The sequence below is a fragment of the Rhodococcus sp. NPDC060176 genome (assembly GCF_042728675.1).
Classification (GTDB): domain Bacteria; phylum Actinomycetota; class Actinomycetes; order Mycobacteriales; family Mycobacteriaceae; genus Rhodococcus_F.
In genome coordinates this window covers 59,840-74,240 of sequence record NZ_JBHWYS010000003.1, presented here as the reverse complement: position 1 = coordinate 74,240, position 14,401 = coordinate 59,840, and the positions used below count along the sequence as shown (strand labels likewise).

At 62.5% G+C, this 14,401-nt stretch carries 13 protein-coding genes and 1 riboswitch; of the genes, 8 read left to right on the top strand and 5 right to left on the bottom strand.

Features of this window, described 5'->3' with window-relative positions; translation table 11 throughout:
• Positions 1–55: 55 nt before the first annotated feature.
• Positions 56–1,201, bottom strand: coding sequence for a hypothetical protein (locus ACFWEM_RS15225; protein WP_378534732.1), 1,146 nt, complete (start codon positions 1,199–1,201; stop codon positions 56–58).
• Between the two features lie 243 nt (positions 1,202–1,444).
• Between ACFWEM_RS15225 and ACFWEM_RS15220 the strand changes: the two genes are divergently transcribed.
• The 5 genes from ACFWEM_RS15220 (at position 1,445) to ACFWEM_RS15200 (ending at position 5,824) form a co-directional block, all read left to right on the top strand.
• Positions 1,445–2,020 (top strand): TerD family protein, encoded by a 576-nt coding sequence (locus tag ACFWEM_RS15220; RefSeq protein ID WP_003941199.1) that lies wholly within the window; start codon positions 1,445–1,447, stop codon positions 2,018–2,020.
• A gap of 137 nt (positions 2,021–2,157) precedes the next feature.
• Entirely contained in the window at positions 2,158–3,279 is a 1,122-nt protein-coding gene (locus tag ACFWEM_RS15215) for a DUF475 domain-containing protein (protein ID WP_378534730.1), read from the top strand.
• A gap of 174 nt (positions 3,280–3,453) precedes the next feature.
• Entirely contained in the window at positions 3,454–3,930 is a 477-nt protein-coding gene (locus ACFWEM_RS15210) for a GNAT family N-acetyltransferase (RefSeq protein WP_378534728.1), read from the top strand.
• Positions 3,931–3,948: 18 nt separating this feature from the next.
• Positions 3,949–4,398: a GNAT family N-acetyltransferase gene (locus ACFWEM_RS15205; protein WP_378534725.1), complete on the top strand. Its 450-nt coding sequence runs from the start codon at positions 3,949–3,951 to the stop codon at positions 4,396–4,398.
• Between the two features lie 64 nt (positions 4,399–4,462).
• On the top strand, positions 4,463–5,824 hold the full coding sequence (locus ACFWEM_RS15200) for a lipase family protein (RefSeq protein ID WP_378534723.1): 1,362 nt from the start codon (positions 4,463–4,465) through the stop codon (positions 5,822–5,824).
• A gap of 13 nt (positions 5,825–5,837) precedes the next feature.
• Here the strand turns inward: ACFWEM_RS15200 and ACFWEM_RS15195 are convergent, their stop codons facing one another.
• From ACFWEM_RS15195 to ACFWEM_RS15185, 3 genes are all read right to left on the bottom strand, one after another.
• A complete protein-coding gene (locus tag ACFWEM_RS15195) occupies positions 5,838–6,542 on the bottom strand; it encodes an MgtC/SapB family protein (RefSeq protein ID WP_003941187.1) in 705 nt (234 codons plus the stop codon).
• Between the two features lie 9 nt (positions 6,543–6,551).
• Positions 6,552–9,245 carry a magnesium-translocating P-type ATPase gene (gene mgtA / locus ACFWEM_RS15190; protein WP_378534721.1) on the bottom strand — a complete coding sequence of 898 codons (2,694 nt, stop codon included), beginning with the start codon at positions 9,243–9,245 and terminating at the stop codon, positions 6,552–6,554.
• Between the two features lie 347 nt (positions 9,246–9,592).
• Positions 9,593–9,766, bottom strand: a riboswitch (M-box (ykoK) riboswitch).
• Positions 9,767–9,811: 45 nt separating this feature from the next.
• On the bottom strand, positions 9,812–10,396 hold the full coding sequence (locus ACFWEM_RS15185; protein ID WP_039972784.1) for a TetR/AcrR family transcriptional regulator: 585 nt from the start codon (positions 10,394–10,396) through the stop codon (positions 9,812–9,814).
• 126 nt (positions 10,397–10,522) lie between these two features.
• Here ACFWEM_RS15185 and ACFWEM_RS15180 point away from each other — a divergent pair, with 126 nt between their 5' ends.
• From ACFWEM_RS15180 to dszD, 3 genes are all read left to right on the top strand, one after another.
• On the top strand, positions 10,523–11,626 hold the full coding sequence (locus ACFWEM_RS15180; protein ID WP_378534719.1) for a hypothetical protein: 1,104 nt from the start codon (positions 10,523–10,525) through the stop codon (positions 11,624–11,626).
• 15 nt (positions 11,627–11,641) lie between these two features.
• The gene (locus ACFWEM_RS15175) at positions 11,642–12,115 is read left to right on the top strand and encodes a YbaK/EbsC family protein (RefSeq protein ID WP_003941167.1); all 474 of its coding nucleotides are present in this window, start codon (positions 11,642–11,644) and stop codon (positions 12,113–12,115) included.
• A 208-nt stretch (positions 12,116–12,323) separates the two neighbouring features.
• Positions 12,324–12,902 (top strand): NADH:FMN oxidoreductase DszD, encoded by a 579-nt coding sequence (dszD, locus tag ACFWEM_RS15170; protein WP_003941189.1) that lies wholly within the window; start codon positions 12,324–12,326, stop codon positions 12,900–12,902.
• 52 nt (positions 12,903–12,954) lie between these two features.
• Here dszD and ACFWEM_RS15165 read toward each other — a convergent pair whose 3' ends face one another.
• Positions 12,955–14,400 (bottom strand): NAD-dependent succinate-semialdehyde dehydrogenase, encoded by a 1,446-nt coding sequence (locus ACFWEM_RS15165; protein WP_378448105.1) that lies wholly within the window; start codon positions 14,398–14,400, stop codon positions 12,955–12,957.
• Position 14,401: the final 1 nt, after the last annotated feature.

Genomic DNA, 14,401 nt, shown 5'->3' with positions numbered 1-14,401 from the left:
CGACCCCCTGTGACAACGCGTCGAGCAACTCCGATCCCCCGATCGGCCCGACCATTCAGTTCTTGCCGGCTCGCGCCCGCATTTTCTCGACAACTTCGGTGATGAACGTCGATACCGAGTCCAGCTGTAATACATACGACCAGTAGTCCGGATGAGTTCCCGACAGTGACGCACTCGCTCGCTCGATCCTTGCTAGTTGAGCATCGAGTACGGAGCCCCACTCCGCCACCAACCCTTGGTTAACAGCGAACATCTGAGCGTCTTTCAACCGGAAACGAACCTCACGTTCCTTTTGGCTCGGATCTGCCCGAACTGCACGCAGAGTAGCGAGACGGTCCGTCACGGCGTCGGCGCACGCTTCGGCGTCGGCGAGGTGCACTCGGGCTTCGGCCATCAAAGCCAGTGCATGTTCTGGGTTTCCCGCAGCCAGCGACTGCTTCGCTTCCTTGAGATCGATGTCGGCCTGATCGATATGCGCTCGGCTGCGGCTGCTGTTGTCGACGAGGTCAGCAGAACTCGCGGCGTTGAACTCGCGCAGCAATGCGGAGTACGCCGGGTCGAGTCGGTCCACTCGCGTCCGGACTGCCGACAACCTGGTCGAGACCGAGGTGATCGTCATCTCGGCACGGTGCTGGGTCGACGGGGCTTCTGCCAGCGCTTCCTCGAGCGCCGATACCGCTTCGCGGACACTCTCGGCCCGGGTGCGGACGGCGTCGGCACGACCGGAGGTGCGCGCATGGTCGAGCGCTGCAACCGCATCGTCGAGGTGTTCGGAGGCCGTCGCCACCGACGGGTACTCGCGATATCGCTTATCGGTAGCGGCAAGTTTTTCCCGGACGGCGTTTGCCAGGGTTCGGGCCTGTTGGCCGAGAACGGGAATGGCGGACATCGTGACCGTCGCCTGCTCGAGGTGCGCGCGATTCCCGTTGTAGAAGGCGTCGACGCCCTGTGCCGCTTCGACGAGTTCGGCTACCGACTTCTCGAATGCGGCCCGAGCTCCGTTCGGGTTCTGGTGGAGTACCTGGTCGTTGCCGTATCGCTCGGATGTGTCGAGGTAGTCCGACGCTGCCTGGTAGCACCGGTCACGAACGGGTTCCCACTCCGCGCGCAGCCCTCGCTCGGGGTACAGCTCGGCGGAAGCGTCGACTGCTGCCGACGCGATTGTCTGCCGCTTGTCCATGTCGAGGAACGCCGAAACCATGGCCGTCTGCGCCTCCCGCGCACGACTGACCGACTCCCCCACTCTTGCCCCCCGATTGAAGCGCTCCGACCATCTTCCCACCACGATTGAATCCTACGGGTCCAGCACTTCGCTTCTCGGTTCGTAATTCTGCTGTTACGGCGAACACACCGGAACTGCGGTTAGGGTGGTGGAGGTAAACACACTCCCAAGACGACTTCGCGTCGTAGTGGGCCTTGTCTCTCCTCTTGAAAGGACCCCTGAATGGGCGTCAGCTTGACCAAAGGCGGCAATGTCTCTCTCACGAAGGAGGCCCCGAACCTGACTGCAGTGGTCGTCGGCCTGGGCTGGGACGCGCGTTCCACCACCGGAGCTGCTTTCGACCTCGACGCCAGCGCAATCGGCGCAGGCTCGAACAAGAAGGTCCTCTCCGACCAGCACTTCATCTTCTTCAACAACCTCCGTTCGCCCGACGGCTCGATCGAGCACAAGGGTGACAACACGGACGGCGAAGGCGAAGGCGACGACGAGCAGATCGACGTGAACCTCGCAGCGGTTCCCGCCGAGGTCGAAAGCGTTGTCTTCCCCGTCTCGATCTACGACGCAGAAGCTCGCTCGCAGTCCTTCGGCCAGGTCCGCAACGCGTACATCCGCGTCGTCGACAAGTCGAACGGCAACGAGCTCGCTCGCTACGACCTCTCCGAGGACGCTTCCACCGAGACCGCCATGGTCTTCGGTGAGCTGTACCGCAACGGTGCAGAGTGGAAGTTCCGCGCAATCGGCCAGGGCTACGCGTCCGGCCTCGCGGGCATCGCGCGCGATTACGGCGTCAACGTCTGATCTTCGCTCTCGACGAGCTGACTCGGGGAAGGTTCCGCAGTAGTCTGTGGAACCCTCCCCGTTTTCACGTTCGGATGCGGTGAGAGACCGCTTGCAGTAACCACTCTGCATTGACCAACTAGAAAGGGCCACGCTCCGTGGTACTGCGAATATTCGGTTTATCCATCGCAATTTCGATCCTCGCGATGATCGTTGCGTTCATCTACGGCGGACCCGAGGCACTGTTCCTCGTCATCATCCTGTCGATTCTGGAAATCTCGCTTTCGTTCGACAACGCCGTCATCAACGCCACTGTTCTGCAAAGAATGAGTGAATTCTGGCAGAAGATCTTCCTCACCATCGGCGTCATCATCGCTGTCTTCGGTATGCGCCTGGTGTTCCCGCTCGTGATCGTCTGGGCTGCTTCCGGGCTCGGACCCGTAGCTGCGCTCGACCTCGCGCTCAACCCGCCTGCTGACGACGCCGCGTACTTCGCCAACGGCGAGCCGAGCTACGAAACCATCCTCACCGACGCTCACCCGCAGATCGCTGCCTTCGGTGGCATGTTCCTGCTGATGCTCTTCCTCGGCTTCATCTTCGAAGAGCGTGAAATCACCTGGTTGTCCTGGCTCGAGAAGCCCCTCGCTCGCATCGGCAAGCTCGATCAGCTTTCGGTCGTCGTGGCCGGCATCGTCCTGGTACTGAGTGGTTCGTTCCTCGCCGCTGACGACAAGGTCTCGACCGTCATGATCTCGGGCGTTCTGGGCATGATCACCTACATCGCGGTCAACGGTTTGGGTGAGCTGTTCAACCTCCCCGAAGAGGGCGAAGAGGAAGAGGGCGCCAAGTCCGGCGGACCCACGCAGCTCGCGAAGGCAACCGGCAAGGCCGGCTTCTTCCTGTTCCTCTACCTCGAGGTCCTCGACGCGTCCTTCTCCTTCGACGGCGTCATCGGCGCGTTCGCCATCACGGCGGACCCGATCATCATCGCCCTCGGCCTCGGCTTCGTCGGCGCGATGTTCGTCCGTTCCATCACGGTCTTCCTGGTCCGCAAGGGAACGCTCTCCGATTACGTCTACCTCGAGCACGGTGCCCACTGGGCCATCGGCGCTCTGGCCGTTATCTTGATGGTGTCCATCGGCGTTCACATCAACGAGATCATCACCGGCTTGGTCGGCGTCTTCTTGATCGGCGCTGCTTTCATCAGCAGCCTCATTCGCAACAAGCGAATCGCGAACGAAGATCCGAAGATGGACGAGAACACTCCGGCAACTGTCTGACGTTCTTTTTCGAAACGCCCGCGACCAATTGGTCGCGGGCGTTTTGTTTGTTATGCCTCAATTGGAACTTTCTGCATTCACAGCCGCGCGGCTAATGTTCAGCCGCGCGCCACATTCAGCCTGCGGCTGAACAATTGCCCTGCGGGTGCGAAGAACCGATTCGTAAAGGAAACCATGGACGAGATAGTCATAGAACGCGCAACCGACGAGGACGCCGCGGAAATCCTTGTTCTACAACGCTGTTGCTGGGTTTCGGAGGCAATCTCCAACAACAGCATGGACATTCCCCCACTCCACGAGGACCTTCCCACGGTCCGGGCCTGGGTTCAGGAGTCGACCGTCTGGACCGCACGACGCAGCGGCAGGCTCGTCGGGGCCGTTCGAGGCACAGCGGACGGGACCGCTTGGCAGATAGGGCGTCTCATGGTGGCACCGGACTCGGCGGGTAACGGCCTCGGCCGGCGCCTCCTGCAGCACGTGGAACAGAATGCTCCGGCGCACATCACCAGTTTCGAGTTGTTCACGGGAAGTAGGAGCGTCCGAAACATTCGCCTGTACTCCCGGGCGGGTTACGTGCAGTTGCCGACGGACCCCAACCACATCCCCGGAGTTGTCTACTTGTCGAAGCCGAAGGTCGCCGTCGCCGACTGAACGGCGATACTGACTTGTGTGGTGAACATTCGCGTCGCAGCACAGACAGACTTGCCGTTCTTACGTGAGCATGACTCGCACGTCGCAGCCGAGGAACTCACGTCCGTCGTCCAACGCGGTCGGGTACTCCTTGCCGAGCACAATGGCGAAGCGGTCGGGTGGCTGCGCTGGGGCTTGTTCTGGGACGAAATTCCGTTCATGAACATGCTGACCGTCCTGTCTTCTAAGCGCAGCCAGGGCGCAGGGCGCGCCTTGGTCACATATTGGGAAAAACTGATGAGCCGTACGGGACACTCGCAGGTTCTCACCTCCACCCTCTCCGACGAATCAGCCCAGAACTTCTATCGCGCAATGGGATACACCGACGCCGGAGTCTTGTTACTCCCGGGTGAATCCTCCGAGATCTTCCTGCGGCGAGACCTCGAGACGGCGCCCGATCTGACCGATCCCCACATTACCCGCGAGTAATATATGGTGGTCGTCACACCGCGATCTCAGGGTGGGGCGTGGCACACCAATGTGGAGGACGAGTATGTCGTCAAGGGTCTTATCTCGCACAGTTGTCGGAGTACTCGCGCTTGCGCTGACAGGCGTCGGCGTACCGGTAGCGCTCGCGCAGCCAGCCCTTGCCAAGTCCCCCGACGACGGTTTCTACAGCTACGACGGCGCGGCACCCCTCTCGTCGTATGCCCCGGGTGCAGTCCTCGAGACCCGCACCGTGCCGTACACCGTGCTCAACATCCCGACCCCGATACAGGCAGTCCAGGTTCTCTATCGCTCGACCGATGCCCTCGGCCAGCCGTCCGCCAACGTCACTTCGATCTTGCGCCCGGCCAACGCCCAACCGAACAAAGTTGTTTCGTACCAGTCTTTTTACGATTCGCTGAACCCCGACGACAGTCCGTCGCGGGCCATCGCGGGTAACACCCCGATCGGTGACTGGACTCCCAGCGGGCGCAACTTCAACATCGGCGGAACCTTCACGAGCATCGAAGCGGCTCTGTTCGGGCCGCTCTTCGCACTGGGCTACACGATCGTCGTCCCGGACACCGAGGGCCCGGATGCGAACTTCGCTGCCGGACCCGAATACGGGATGATGACGCTCGACGCTCTGCGTGCCGCTCGAGATGTCCCGGAAACCGGAATCACCGACGACGCCGAGATCGCGCTGATGGGGTACTCCGGCGGAGCCATCGCCACCAACTGGGCTTCGATCCTCGCTCCCGCGTATGCACCGGAGATCAACGACAACTTGATCGGCGCCGCGCAGGGCGGCGTGCTGGTCAATCCGGCCAACAACCTTCGCTACGCAAGCGGAAGCATCGGGTGGGGCGGCGTTGTCGGCATGGCAGTCGTCGGCGTTGCGCGTTCGTACGACATCGATTTCGGGAAGTATCTCAGCGACCGTGGACGCGACGTCATGGCTCGACTCGAAGACGCGTCCATCGGCAATGTGCTGGCGCAGTATCCCGGACTGACCTGGCAGGATCTGGTCAAACCCGAGTACGCCGATCCCAATACGGTTCCCGAGTACGTCGATGTCGTGAACAAGATCAACATGGGCACCGCGGCGATACCGACCATTCCGATGTTCATCGCGCAAGCAGCCAACGGCACCATCGAGGGCACCCAACCCGGCGGCCCCGGCGTCGGAGCAGGAGACGGCGTCATGATCACGGGCGACGTCCGCAGCCTCGCACGCAAGTACTGCGACGCCGGCCTGGCGATTCAGTACGACCAGTACGACACCATCAGCCACTTCCTCGGCGCCATGCTCTGGCTCCCCGGTGCGCTCGCTTGGGTCGACGACCGATTGAACGGTAAGCCTGCACCGTCCAACTGCGCGAACATCGCACCGGGGAACTCTCTTGCGCCGCAGGAACATGCGCGCTAACTGGCCTGCGAAACTACTTCGACGGTTCCACCTCCCACCGAACGTGAGTCACCAACGGTTCCAGACTCAACCGGCTGACGGCGGATTCCAGGAGTCCGTCGTCACGCTCGGCGGCAGCCAGTTCGGCCACCACCCGCACGCGGTCGCTGTCCGGGATATCGAAGGACTGCACTGACCGCAGTTGGAACTCCGGCCTCGAAATGGACTGCACGGTAAGACCTCTGATGTGGGCTTCGGCGTCGCCGTGGCAGGTCACCTCGAAGGTATAGTCCGCCGGCGGTTCCTCGCGACCGGTGCGGGCAGGCTGGTGATCCATCATCCGACCCAACGGCCTCAACAGCGTGTTCGCCAACATGATTGCGCCGGCACCGAACACCGCCACCCAGTACATTCCGCCGCCTGCCAGCGCGCCGACGGCGGCCGTGGCCCACAAGGTGGCGGCGGTGTTCAGGCCGGTGACCGAGGCCCCCTGCTTCATGATCACCCCGGCACCGAGGAAGCCGATCCCCGAGACGATCTGCGCTGCGACGCGCGTCGGATCAGCGTCCGGACCCTGAAACCCGTACGCGCCCATGATGACGAAGAGTGTCGCACCCAAGCTCACCAACGCGTTGGTTCGCAGACCCGCCATCCTTGCGCGCCATTGCCTTTCGATCCCCACGGCAGCGCCGAGGACGAGCCCGAGCGCAATCCGCACAAGGATGACGTGAATTTCCACGGTGAACTCCTAGAGCCAGGTCGCGAATCGACGGATGAACATTCCCTTGGCCACCTGCGTGACGACGCAGTATGCCGCGAGAGTGAGGACCAGCCACGGGAAGTAGTTCCACGGCAGTGAAACCAACCCGAGGGAATGACCCCAGGACGTGAACGGGAACACCAGCGCGAAGACGCAGGCGGCGCCCGTGCTGAGCAGTACCGGCAGCGATGCACGCGACTGGATGAACGGGATCTTGCGGGTGCGGATCATGTGAACGATCAGCGTCTGCGAGATCAATGACTCGATGAACCAACCCGATTGGAACAGGGCTGCGTGCTCGGGAGAGTTGGCAGCGAACACGAACCACATCAGCGCAAACGTCGAGATGTCGAAGATCGAACTGATCGGGCCGATGAACACCATGAACCGGCGCAGGCTCTTGGTCTCCCACTTACGGGGCTTCGCGAGGAAGTCGTCGTCGACTCGGTCCCACGGGATCGTGAGCATCGAGAGATCGTAGATCAGATTCTGCAACAACAGAACTACGGGAATCATGGGGATGAACGGCAGCAAGGCGCTGGCGACGAGTACCGAGAAGACGTTCCCGAAGTTCGATGACGCGGTCATCTTGATGTACTTCTGGATGTTTCCGAAGGTACGACGCCCTTCGATGACTCCTTGTTCGAGTACGCCGAGGTCCTTCTCCAGCAAGATGATGTCCGCGGATTCGCGGGCGATGTCCGCCGCCGTGTCGACGGAGATGCCGACGTCCGCGGCCCGCAGTGCGGGTGCGTCGTTGACGCCGTCACCGAGGAAACCAACCGTGTGGCCGACCCGGCGCAGCGATTCGACAATACGTGCCTTCTGCATCGGATCCGTCTTCGCGAAGACGGTTGTCCGCTGCACCAACTCGTCGAGGGCGTCGTCGCTCAACGCTTCGATCTCGGCGCCGGATACAACAGTTCCCACGTCGATACCGACTTTGCCGCAGACGGTTTCGGCGACCAGTTCGTTGTCACCCGTCACTACCTTGACCGCGACTCCGTGGCTCGCGAGGGCTTCGATCGCCCCGGCCGCAGATTCCTTCGGCGGGTCGAGGAACGCGAGCAGCCCGACCAGGGTCATGCCCTCTTCGTCGGCCGTCGAGTACTCGCGGCGCTGCTCTTCGACGACCGTCTTTGTTGCCACCGCAAGCACTCGCTTGCCTTGACCGTTCAGCTCCGCGACCAGACGGTCGACTCGGGCCAGCCATCCCGGTGTCAATTGGTGGGTCACCCCGTCCAGTTCCACCGATTCACAGACCGAAAGGAGCTCTTCCACTGCACCTTTGGTGACGATCAGATCGGCGTCTCCGTGGTCGACCACCACGGAGAGTCGACGGCGCTTGAAGTCGAAGGGAATCTCGTCCACCAACCCGTGGCGACGCGAGATCTCCTCGACCACTCCGGGACCGGCGGCCTCGATCACCGCGTCGTCGAGAAGACTGCGCAATCCGGTCTGATTCACGGAATTGACCGCCGCTAGCCGCAATACGTCCTCGGACTTACGTCCGGCAGTATCAAGATGCTCACCGAGAACGATGCGGTCCTCGGTGAGAGTTCCGGTCTTGTCCGTGCACAGAACGTCCATGGCACCGAAGTTCTGAATCGCGTTGATCTGCTTGACGATCACCTTCTTGCGCGACATGTGGAGCGCACCCTTGGCCAGGTTCGCCGTCACGATGAGCGGCAACATTTCCGGAGTCAACCCCACGGCGGTGGCGACGCCGAAGAGTAGTGCTTGGCTCCAGTCCTTGGTCAGTCCGTTGATGATGAACACCGCGGGAACCATGATCAGCATGAACTTGATCAGCAGGTAGCTGACGCTGCGCACCCCGACGTCGAAGCTGGTTTCGGGTCGCTTGGACGCCAATTGTGCTGTCATGGCACCGAAGTAGGTTCGCTTGCCGGTGTGCACCGCAACGGCGGTGCCGCTGCCCGACACGACGGAAGTACCCATGAACCCGATGTTCTCGGCTTCGAGCAGTCGATCGACGTCGATCCCCGAGGATGGTTCCGCAGACTTCTCGGCCGGCATCGATTCACCGCTGAGCATGGACTGATTGACCTGTAGATCCTTGGCCCGGATGATGCGGACATCGGCCGGGATCATGTCGCCGGCGGCAAGCTGGACTACATCACCTGGCAGTAACTGCTCGATCGGAATCTCAGCCGTGACCACGGTGTTGTTGATCTTGCGGGTGGCCGCGACTGTTGTCGTCACCATCGCCTTGAGCGCCTCGGCGGCGCGGCTCGAGCGATATTCCTGCCAGAACCTCAGTGAGACACTGACAAAGATCATCAACCCGAGAGTGATGATGCCCTCGTAGGAAGGTCCGTCTTCCGGGTCCGCCCACACCACGTCCGTCCCGACCATGATCAGGGCGAGGAATACCAGGATCAGGATGAACGGGTTCTTGAAGGCCCCCGCGAACTGCACGATTGCCGGCGCCGGGCGGTCGTGGCGGACGTCGTTGCGCCCGTATTGCCGACGAAGATCGTCGATCTGATCGTCGCGAAGGCCGTTGGCCGTCGTGGTCAGATCCGCGAGGACGGTGCGCGTGTCCGAGGCCGAGTAGTCGACCAATTCCTGTGCGCTTTCCTTTGCCAGGACTGTTGAATGTGTTTGTTGTGCACTGTTTCTCGTGGGCCGTGGCCGCAATGCGAGAACGGAAAATGACATGACGAATCTCCTCGGCTGCCCGAACGCATCAGACCACGTCAGTGCATGAGGGCAGCAGAATGCGCTGAGCGACAATGGAAGTCGTCAGCGGACGCGGCAAAGCCGCGCAGATGAAGCCGAGGATGCAAAGAGTCAGTGACTGAAGAGCAAAAGACCGGGGTGAGCATCGTCGGCAAGAACAGAAGGATGGGTCGAATATCGACTCGGCGGGTCGTCCACGATGGTCACCTCCTGAAAGGTCGGGGCGTCCGTTGACGCCACACGATTGCATGCGCACAGCACACGCCAGGAGAACCGAATATCGACGTACTCTCGCCTTCGCCGGAAGAAACCGGCATCAAGCTGCGAAAACACCTCCACGTCCGAGTTTTGGCACTGCACGACGTGTCCCGATCCAAACCGGGAAGCCACTTTGGATCACCCCTTAAGCCGGGGAGATCTGTCCTAACCTTGGGCGTCTCTCGACGTCGTGAGATCAGTGGCCTGTGTTCGTGCAGAAGCCTCACCTAACGAGGTACTGCACCCAGAGGGTAGTTCTCAAATCTGTTGCCTGTCAACCGAGCAACTCAGACGGCGGACAATCCTGCCCGTGCGACGGCGCCGGCGAAGAGTGCCGTCACGGCGGCACCCATGACACTCTGATCAACCTCTTCCGGATCCACCGAGTGCTCGAGAACGAGCCCGGATATCAAGGCCATCAACGAGATTGCGGTTGTCCGCACGTCGAAGGAATCGTCCACCCCCCATTCACGGGCACGTTCGCCGATCAACTCCACGAGTTGACTGCGCAAGTGGCGACGCTCACGTAAGTACGCCTGAGCGATCTGCGGATCACGCCCGGCGAGGACTCCGAATTCGAGGACGAGCAGTGACCACCCCGGATCGTCGACCATCCACGTTGCAATTGCCTCGCCGCCTTTGCCCGCCGCATCCGCCGGGTTCATGCCGGCAATCTCGGCGAGTACGCGGCCGGCCAGTTCGAGAGACCGTTGCGCAAACAGTTCGGCGAACAGATCCTGTTTCGACTCGAAGTTGGAGTAGACAGCCCCCTTGGTGAAGCCCGCTCGGCGAGCGACTTCAGTGAGACGTGCAGCACTGAATCCGCGCTCCGCAAACTCTTCCGCCGCAGCGTCGAGCAGTCTTTGCCGCACCACGTCACGTCCGGGGCGGGTTACCGGAGTCCAGTCCGGTTGACGAGATTCAGTCACGATACCTAGAGTATTCAATACCTCGGGTATTGACAAGCTCTTTACTTTCGACAAGATCAGGACTCTTTCGTGACCACTACGCATCCAGCACACGCCGCACCAGACAACAGCTCCACCCACGACGAACACCACCACGACAATCTGCTCGTGAAGTACGGCGCACCCAAGGTGATGGCCGCGTTGTTCGTCGGCGTGCTCCTGCTGCAGATGGGCTTCATCCTCAGCTACGTCGCCGCCTTCCATCAGCCGACTCCGCGAGACATCGAAATCGCGGTCATCGCCGATCAGGGCATACCCGACGGCATGGATCAGCAGATCGCCGACAAACTCAACGCCATCGACGGCAGCCCGCTCGACGCTCAGGTGGTCGACAGCACGGCGACCGCTCGCCGCATGATCAACGACCGAGAGATCCAGGGCGCGTTTGTCATCAACCCGGCCGGACCGGACACCCTGATCACCGCGAGCGCGGGCGGCAGCTCCATCGCGACGTCACTCGAAGCGGTGTTCACGAAGGTCGAGGCAACGCAGGACCGACAGTTCGTCGTCCGCGACGAGATCCCCGTCGGAGCGCACGACAACCGCGGCCTCTCCGGCTTCTACCTTTCGGTCGGCTGGGTCGTCGGCGGCTACCTCCTCGCGGCAGCCATCGGACTGTTCATCGGTGCGCCGAAGACGCTCCGCCAGGCAAGCGCACACACGGGCGTGATCGCGATCTACTCGGTCATATCGGGAGCCCTCGGCGCCCTCATCACCTCGCACGTACTCGGAACCTTCGCCGGCCACTGGTTCCCGCTCTGGATCCTGGGAACAGCCGTGGTGTTCGGCACCGCCATGTTCACACTCGGATTGCGCGCCGCCATCGGCGTTCTGGCAGTCCCGCTGGCTATCGCCGTCTTCGTGATCCTCGGCAATCCCAGTGCGGGAGGCGCATTCGGCTCCAACGTGATTCCCTCGTTCTACGCCGCCATCGGCCGATGGATCACACCCGGCGCCGGCACCGAGGGCGTCCGGAGCATCGTCTACTTCAACAACGTCGGCGTCGGCCAGCCTGCCCTGACGCTCTTCCTGTACGCGCTGATCGGTGCGGTCATGCTGTTCGGCTTCACGATCCGTCGTAACCGAAAGTCCACCGACACGACGCCGACTCCAGCTGTGGCGAACGCCGACTAGTCCTAGTCTGAACTCATGACGAGCCTCCTCCACCCCAACGCCTCGCACGTCGCCGAAACACTGATCTCGCGGGGTCACCACGGCGTCATCGTCACGCAGCCCGACGCCACGCACACCGCGGCCGAGGCAGCGGCGGCCGTGGGGGTGGAGGTAGGCGCGATCACCAAGTCACTGGTGTTCCTTCTCGACGACGATCCGGTCCTGCTGCTGGTCTCCGGCGCACATCAGGTCAACCTGAAGGCCACCGGTGAACGCCTCGAAGGCAAACTCACGCGGGCGCCGCTGGAAATGGCGAAGTCCGCGACGGGCCAGCCGATCGGTGGGGTCGCTCCGCTCGGGCATCCCACCAATCTGCCCACGTACATCGATACTGCCCTCGAGCAGTACCCCGAATTGTGGGCAGCCGCCGGGCACCCCAACACGGTCTTTCGCACGACGTACTCCGAACTCCTCCGAATCACCGCCGGCCTCGCCGTCGACATGGACTGAAGCACTTCAGCCAACCCGGTCCGAAACCACTCGTACGTGCGTCCACCTATAGTTGGACGCACCATGTGCACTGCAACCAGGACCCCGGCCGGCAACCACTGGCGACGACGGCACGTAGATCTGTGCCGCACCGACGCATGTCTGTGTATGCCGAGCGCAGTCACCTCGACCACACCGCACACCTCGAGTTCCAGCCGGAGAGTTCCCGTTGTCTGACAAGCCGAATGCCGTTTCCAGCCACACCACCCCCGACGTCCCCGAAGTAGCGGCGACGCCCGAGTTGTCCACCGGCATCTGCGCCGGCGACTACCGCGCAGCGCTTCGCCGCCACCCCGCCGGTGTCACCGTCGTGACCCTCGATTCGGGTACCGGCCCGGTGGGTTTCACCGCCACCTCGTTCTCGTCCGTCTCCCTCGAGCCGCCGCTCGTCTCGTTCAACATCGCGGAGACGTCGTCGAGTATCAACGCACTCAAGGCCGCCGAGTCCTTGGTGATCCACCTTCTCGGCGAACACCAGCAACATCTGGCCCAGCGCTTTGCGCGTAGCGCCGATCAGCGTTTTGCAGACGAGTCGCTGTGGGCGGTACTCGACACCGGGGAACCGGTTCTGCACGGCACCCCCAGTTGGATGCGCGTCAAGGTCGACCAGCTGATCCCCGTCGGCGATCACACACTGGTCATCGGACTCGTCACGCGGGTTCACGCCGAAGAAGACGACGAATCCGCTGCCGCGCCCCTGCTCTACCACGAGGGCAAGTACTACCGCCCGACTCCGTTGGGTCAATAGACAACTGTGCGCCTTTATTAACCGCCCGCGGTTAATAAAGGCGCACAGCAAGTTAGAGCGCTACGTACTTGGTATCGAGGTACTCGTCGATACCCTCGGTTCCGCCTTCACGACCGAAGCCCGATTCCTTGACGCCACCGAACGGCGCGGCAGCATCGGAGATCGCGCCGCGATTGACGCCTACCATGCCGGTGTCCAGCTTGGCCGAGACGCGCATCGCACGGTCGATGTCGCGGGTGTAGAAGTACGCCACGAGACCGTACTCGGTGTTGTTCGCAGCCGCGATCGCCTCGTCTTCGGTGTCGAAACCGACCACTGCCGCAACGGGTCCGAAGATCTCTTCCTTCAGCAGGCGCGCATCGGCGGGCACCTGGTCGAGGACCGTCGGGGTGAAGAAGAACCCGGGGCCTTCGGGTGCCGATCCACCGGTGCGAACGCGAGCACCCTTGGACACGGCGTCGTCGACGAGTCCGGTGACGGTTGCGAGTTGCTTGGTGTTGATCAGCGGTCCGATGTTGGTGCCCTCGGCGTCACCGGCGCCCACCTTCAAGGCCGCAACCTTGGCGGTGAACTTGTCGGTGAACTCCTCACGCACCGAGTTGGCGACGTAGATGCGGTTGGCCGCGGTGCAGGCCTCGCCGCCGTTGCGCATCTTCGCGAGCATTGCGCCGTCGACAGCCGCGTCGATGTCGGCGTCGTCGAAGACGATGAACGGCGCATTGCCACCGAGCTCCATCGACGTGCGGAGCAGCTTGTCAGCAGCATTGCGCACCAACAACTTTCCGACGCCAGTGGAGCCGGTGAAGGTGACCTTGCGCAGACGCGCATCTTCCATCAACGGTCCGCTGATGGAAGCCGCGTCGGACGTCGGGAGAATCGAGAGCACACCGTCGGGCAGACCCGCGTCGGCGAACACCTGACCGAGGAGCTGCATGGTCAGCGGCGTGTCCTCGGCGGGCTTGACGATGATCGTGCAACCGGCAGCCAGCGCCGGTCCGATCTTGCGCGTGCCCATGGCGAGCGGGAAGTTCCACGGGGTGATCGCGAGGACCGGTCCGACGGCTTCCTTGGTGACCAGGATGCGACCGTTGCCGGCCGGAGCCTGCGTGAAACGGCCACCGATGCGGACTGCTTCCTCACTGAACCAGCGCAGGAATTCGCCGCCGTAGTTGACCTCACCGCGGCTCTCTGCCAACGACTTACCCATTTCCAGGGTCATCATCAGCGCAAAGTCCTCGGCGCGGGCGTGCAGCAATTCGAAGGCGGTGCGCAGGATCTCGCCGCGTACACGTGCCGGAGTAGCCGCCCAGTCTTCCTGCGCCGCAGCGGCGAGGTCGAGCGCGCGGATACCGTCGGCAGCGGTGGCGTCGGCTACCTGGGCGAGTTCCTCACCCGTTGCCGGGTTGTAGACCGCAAAGGTCTTCTCGGCCGGGACGAGCTTGCCGCCGAGCCAGAGACCCTGGGGTACCGAGTCGAGAAGATCCGAGACGTTGGACATG

Coding starts and splice junctions, on each gene's coding strand:
- ACFWEM_RS15210 (WP_378534728.1), top strand. CDS start 3,454: ATGGACGAGATAGTCATAGAACGCGCAACCGACGAGGACGCCGCGGAA.
- ACFWEM_RS15175 (WP_003941167.1), top strand. CDS start 11,642: ATGACGAGCCTCCTCCACCCCAACGCCTCGCACGTCGCCGAAACACTG.
- ACFWEM_RS15200 (WP_378534723.1), top strand. CDS start 4,463: ATGTCGTCAAGGGTCTTATCTCGCACAGTTGTCGGAGTACTCGCGCTT.
- ACFWEM_RS15225 (WP_378534732.1), bottom strand. CDS start 1,201: ATGGTTTCGGCGTTCCTCGACATGGACAAGCGGCAGACAATCGCGTCG.
- ACFWEM_RS15220 (WP_003941199.1), top strand. CDS start 1,445: ATGGGCGTCAGCTTGACCAAAGGCGGCAATGTCTCTCTCACGAAGGAG.
- ACFWEM_RS15165 (WP_378448105.1), bottom strand. CDS start 14,400: ATGTCCAACGTCTCGGATCTTCTCGACTCGGTACCCCAGGGTCTCTGG.
- mgtA (WP_378534721.1), bottom strand. CDS start 9,245: ATGTCATTTTCCGTTCTCGCATTGCGGCCACGGCCCACGAGAAACAGT.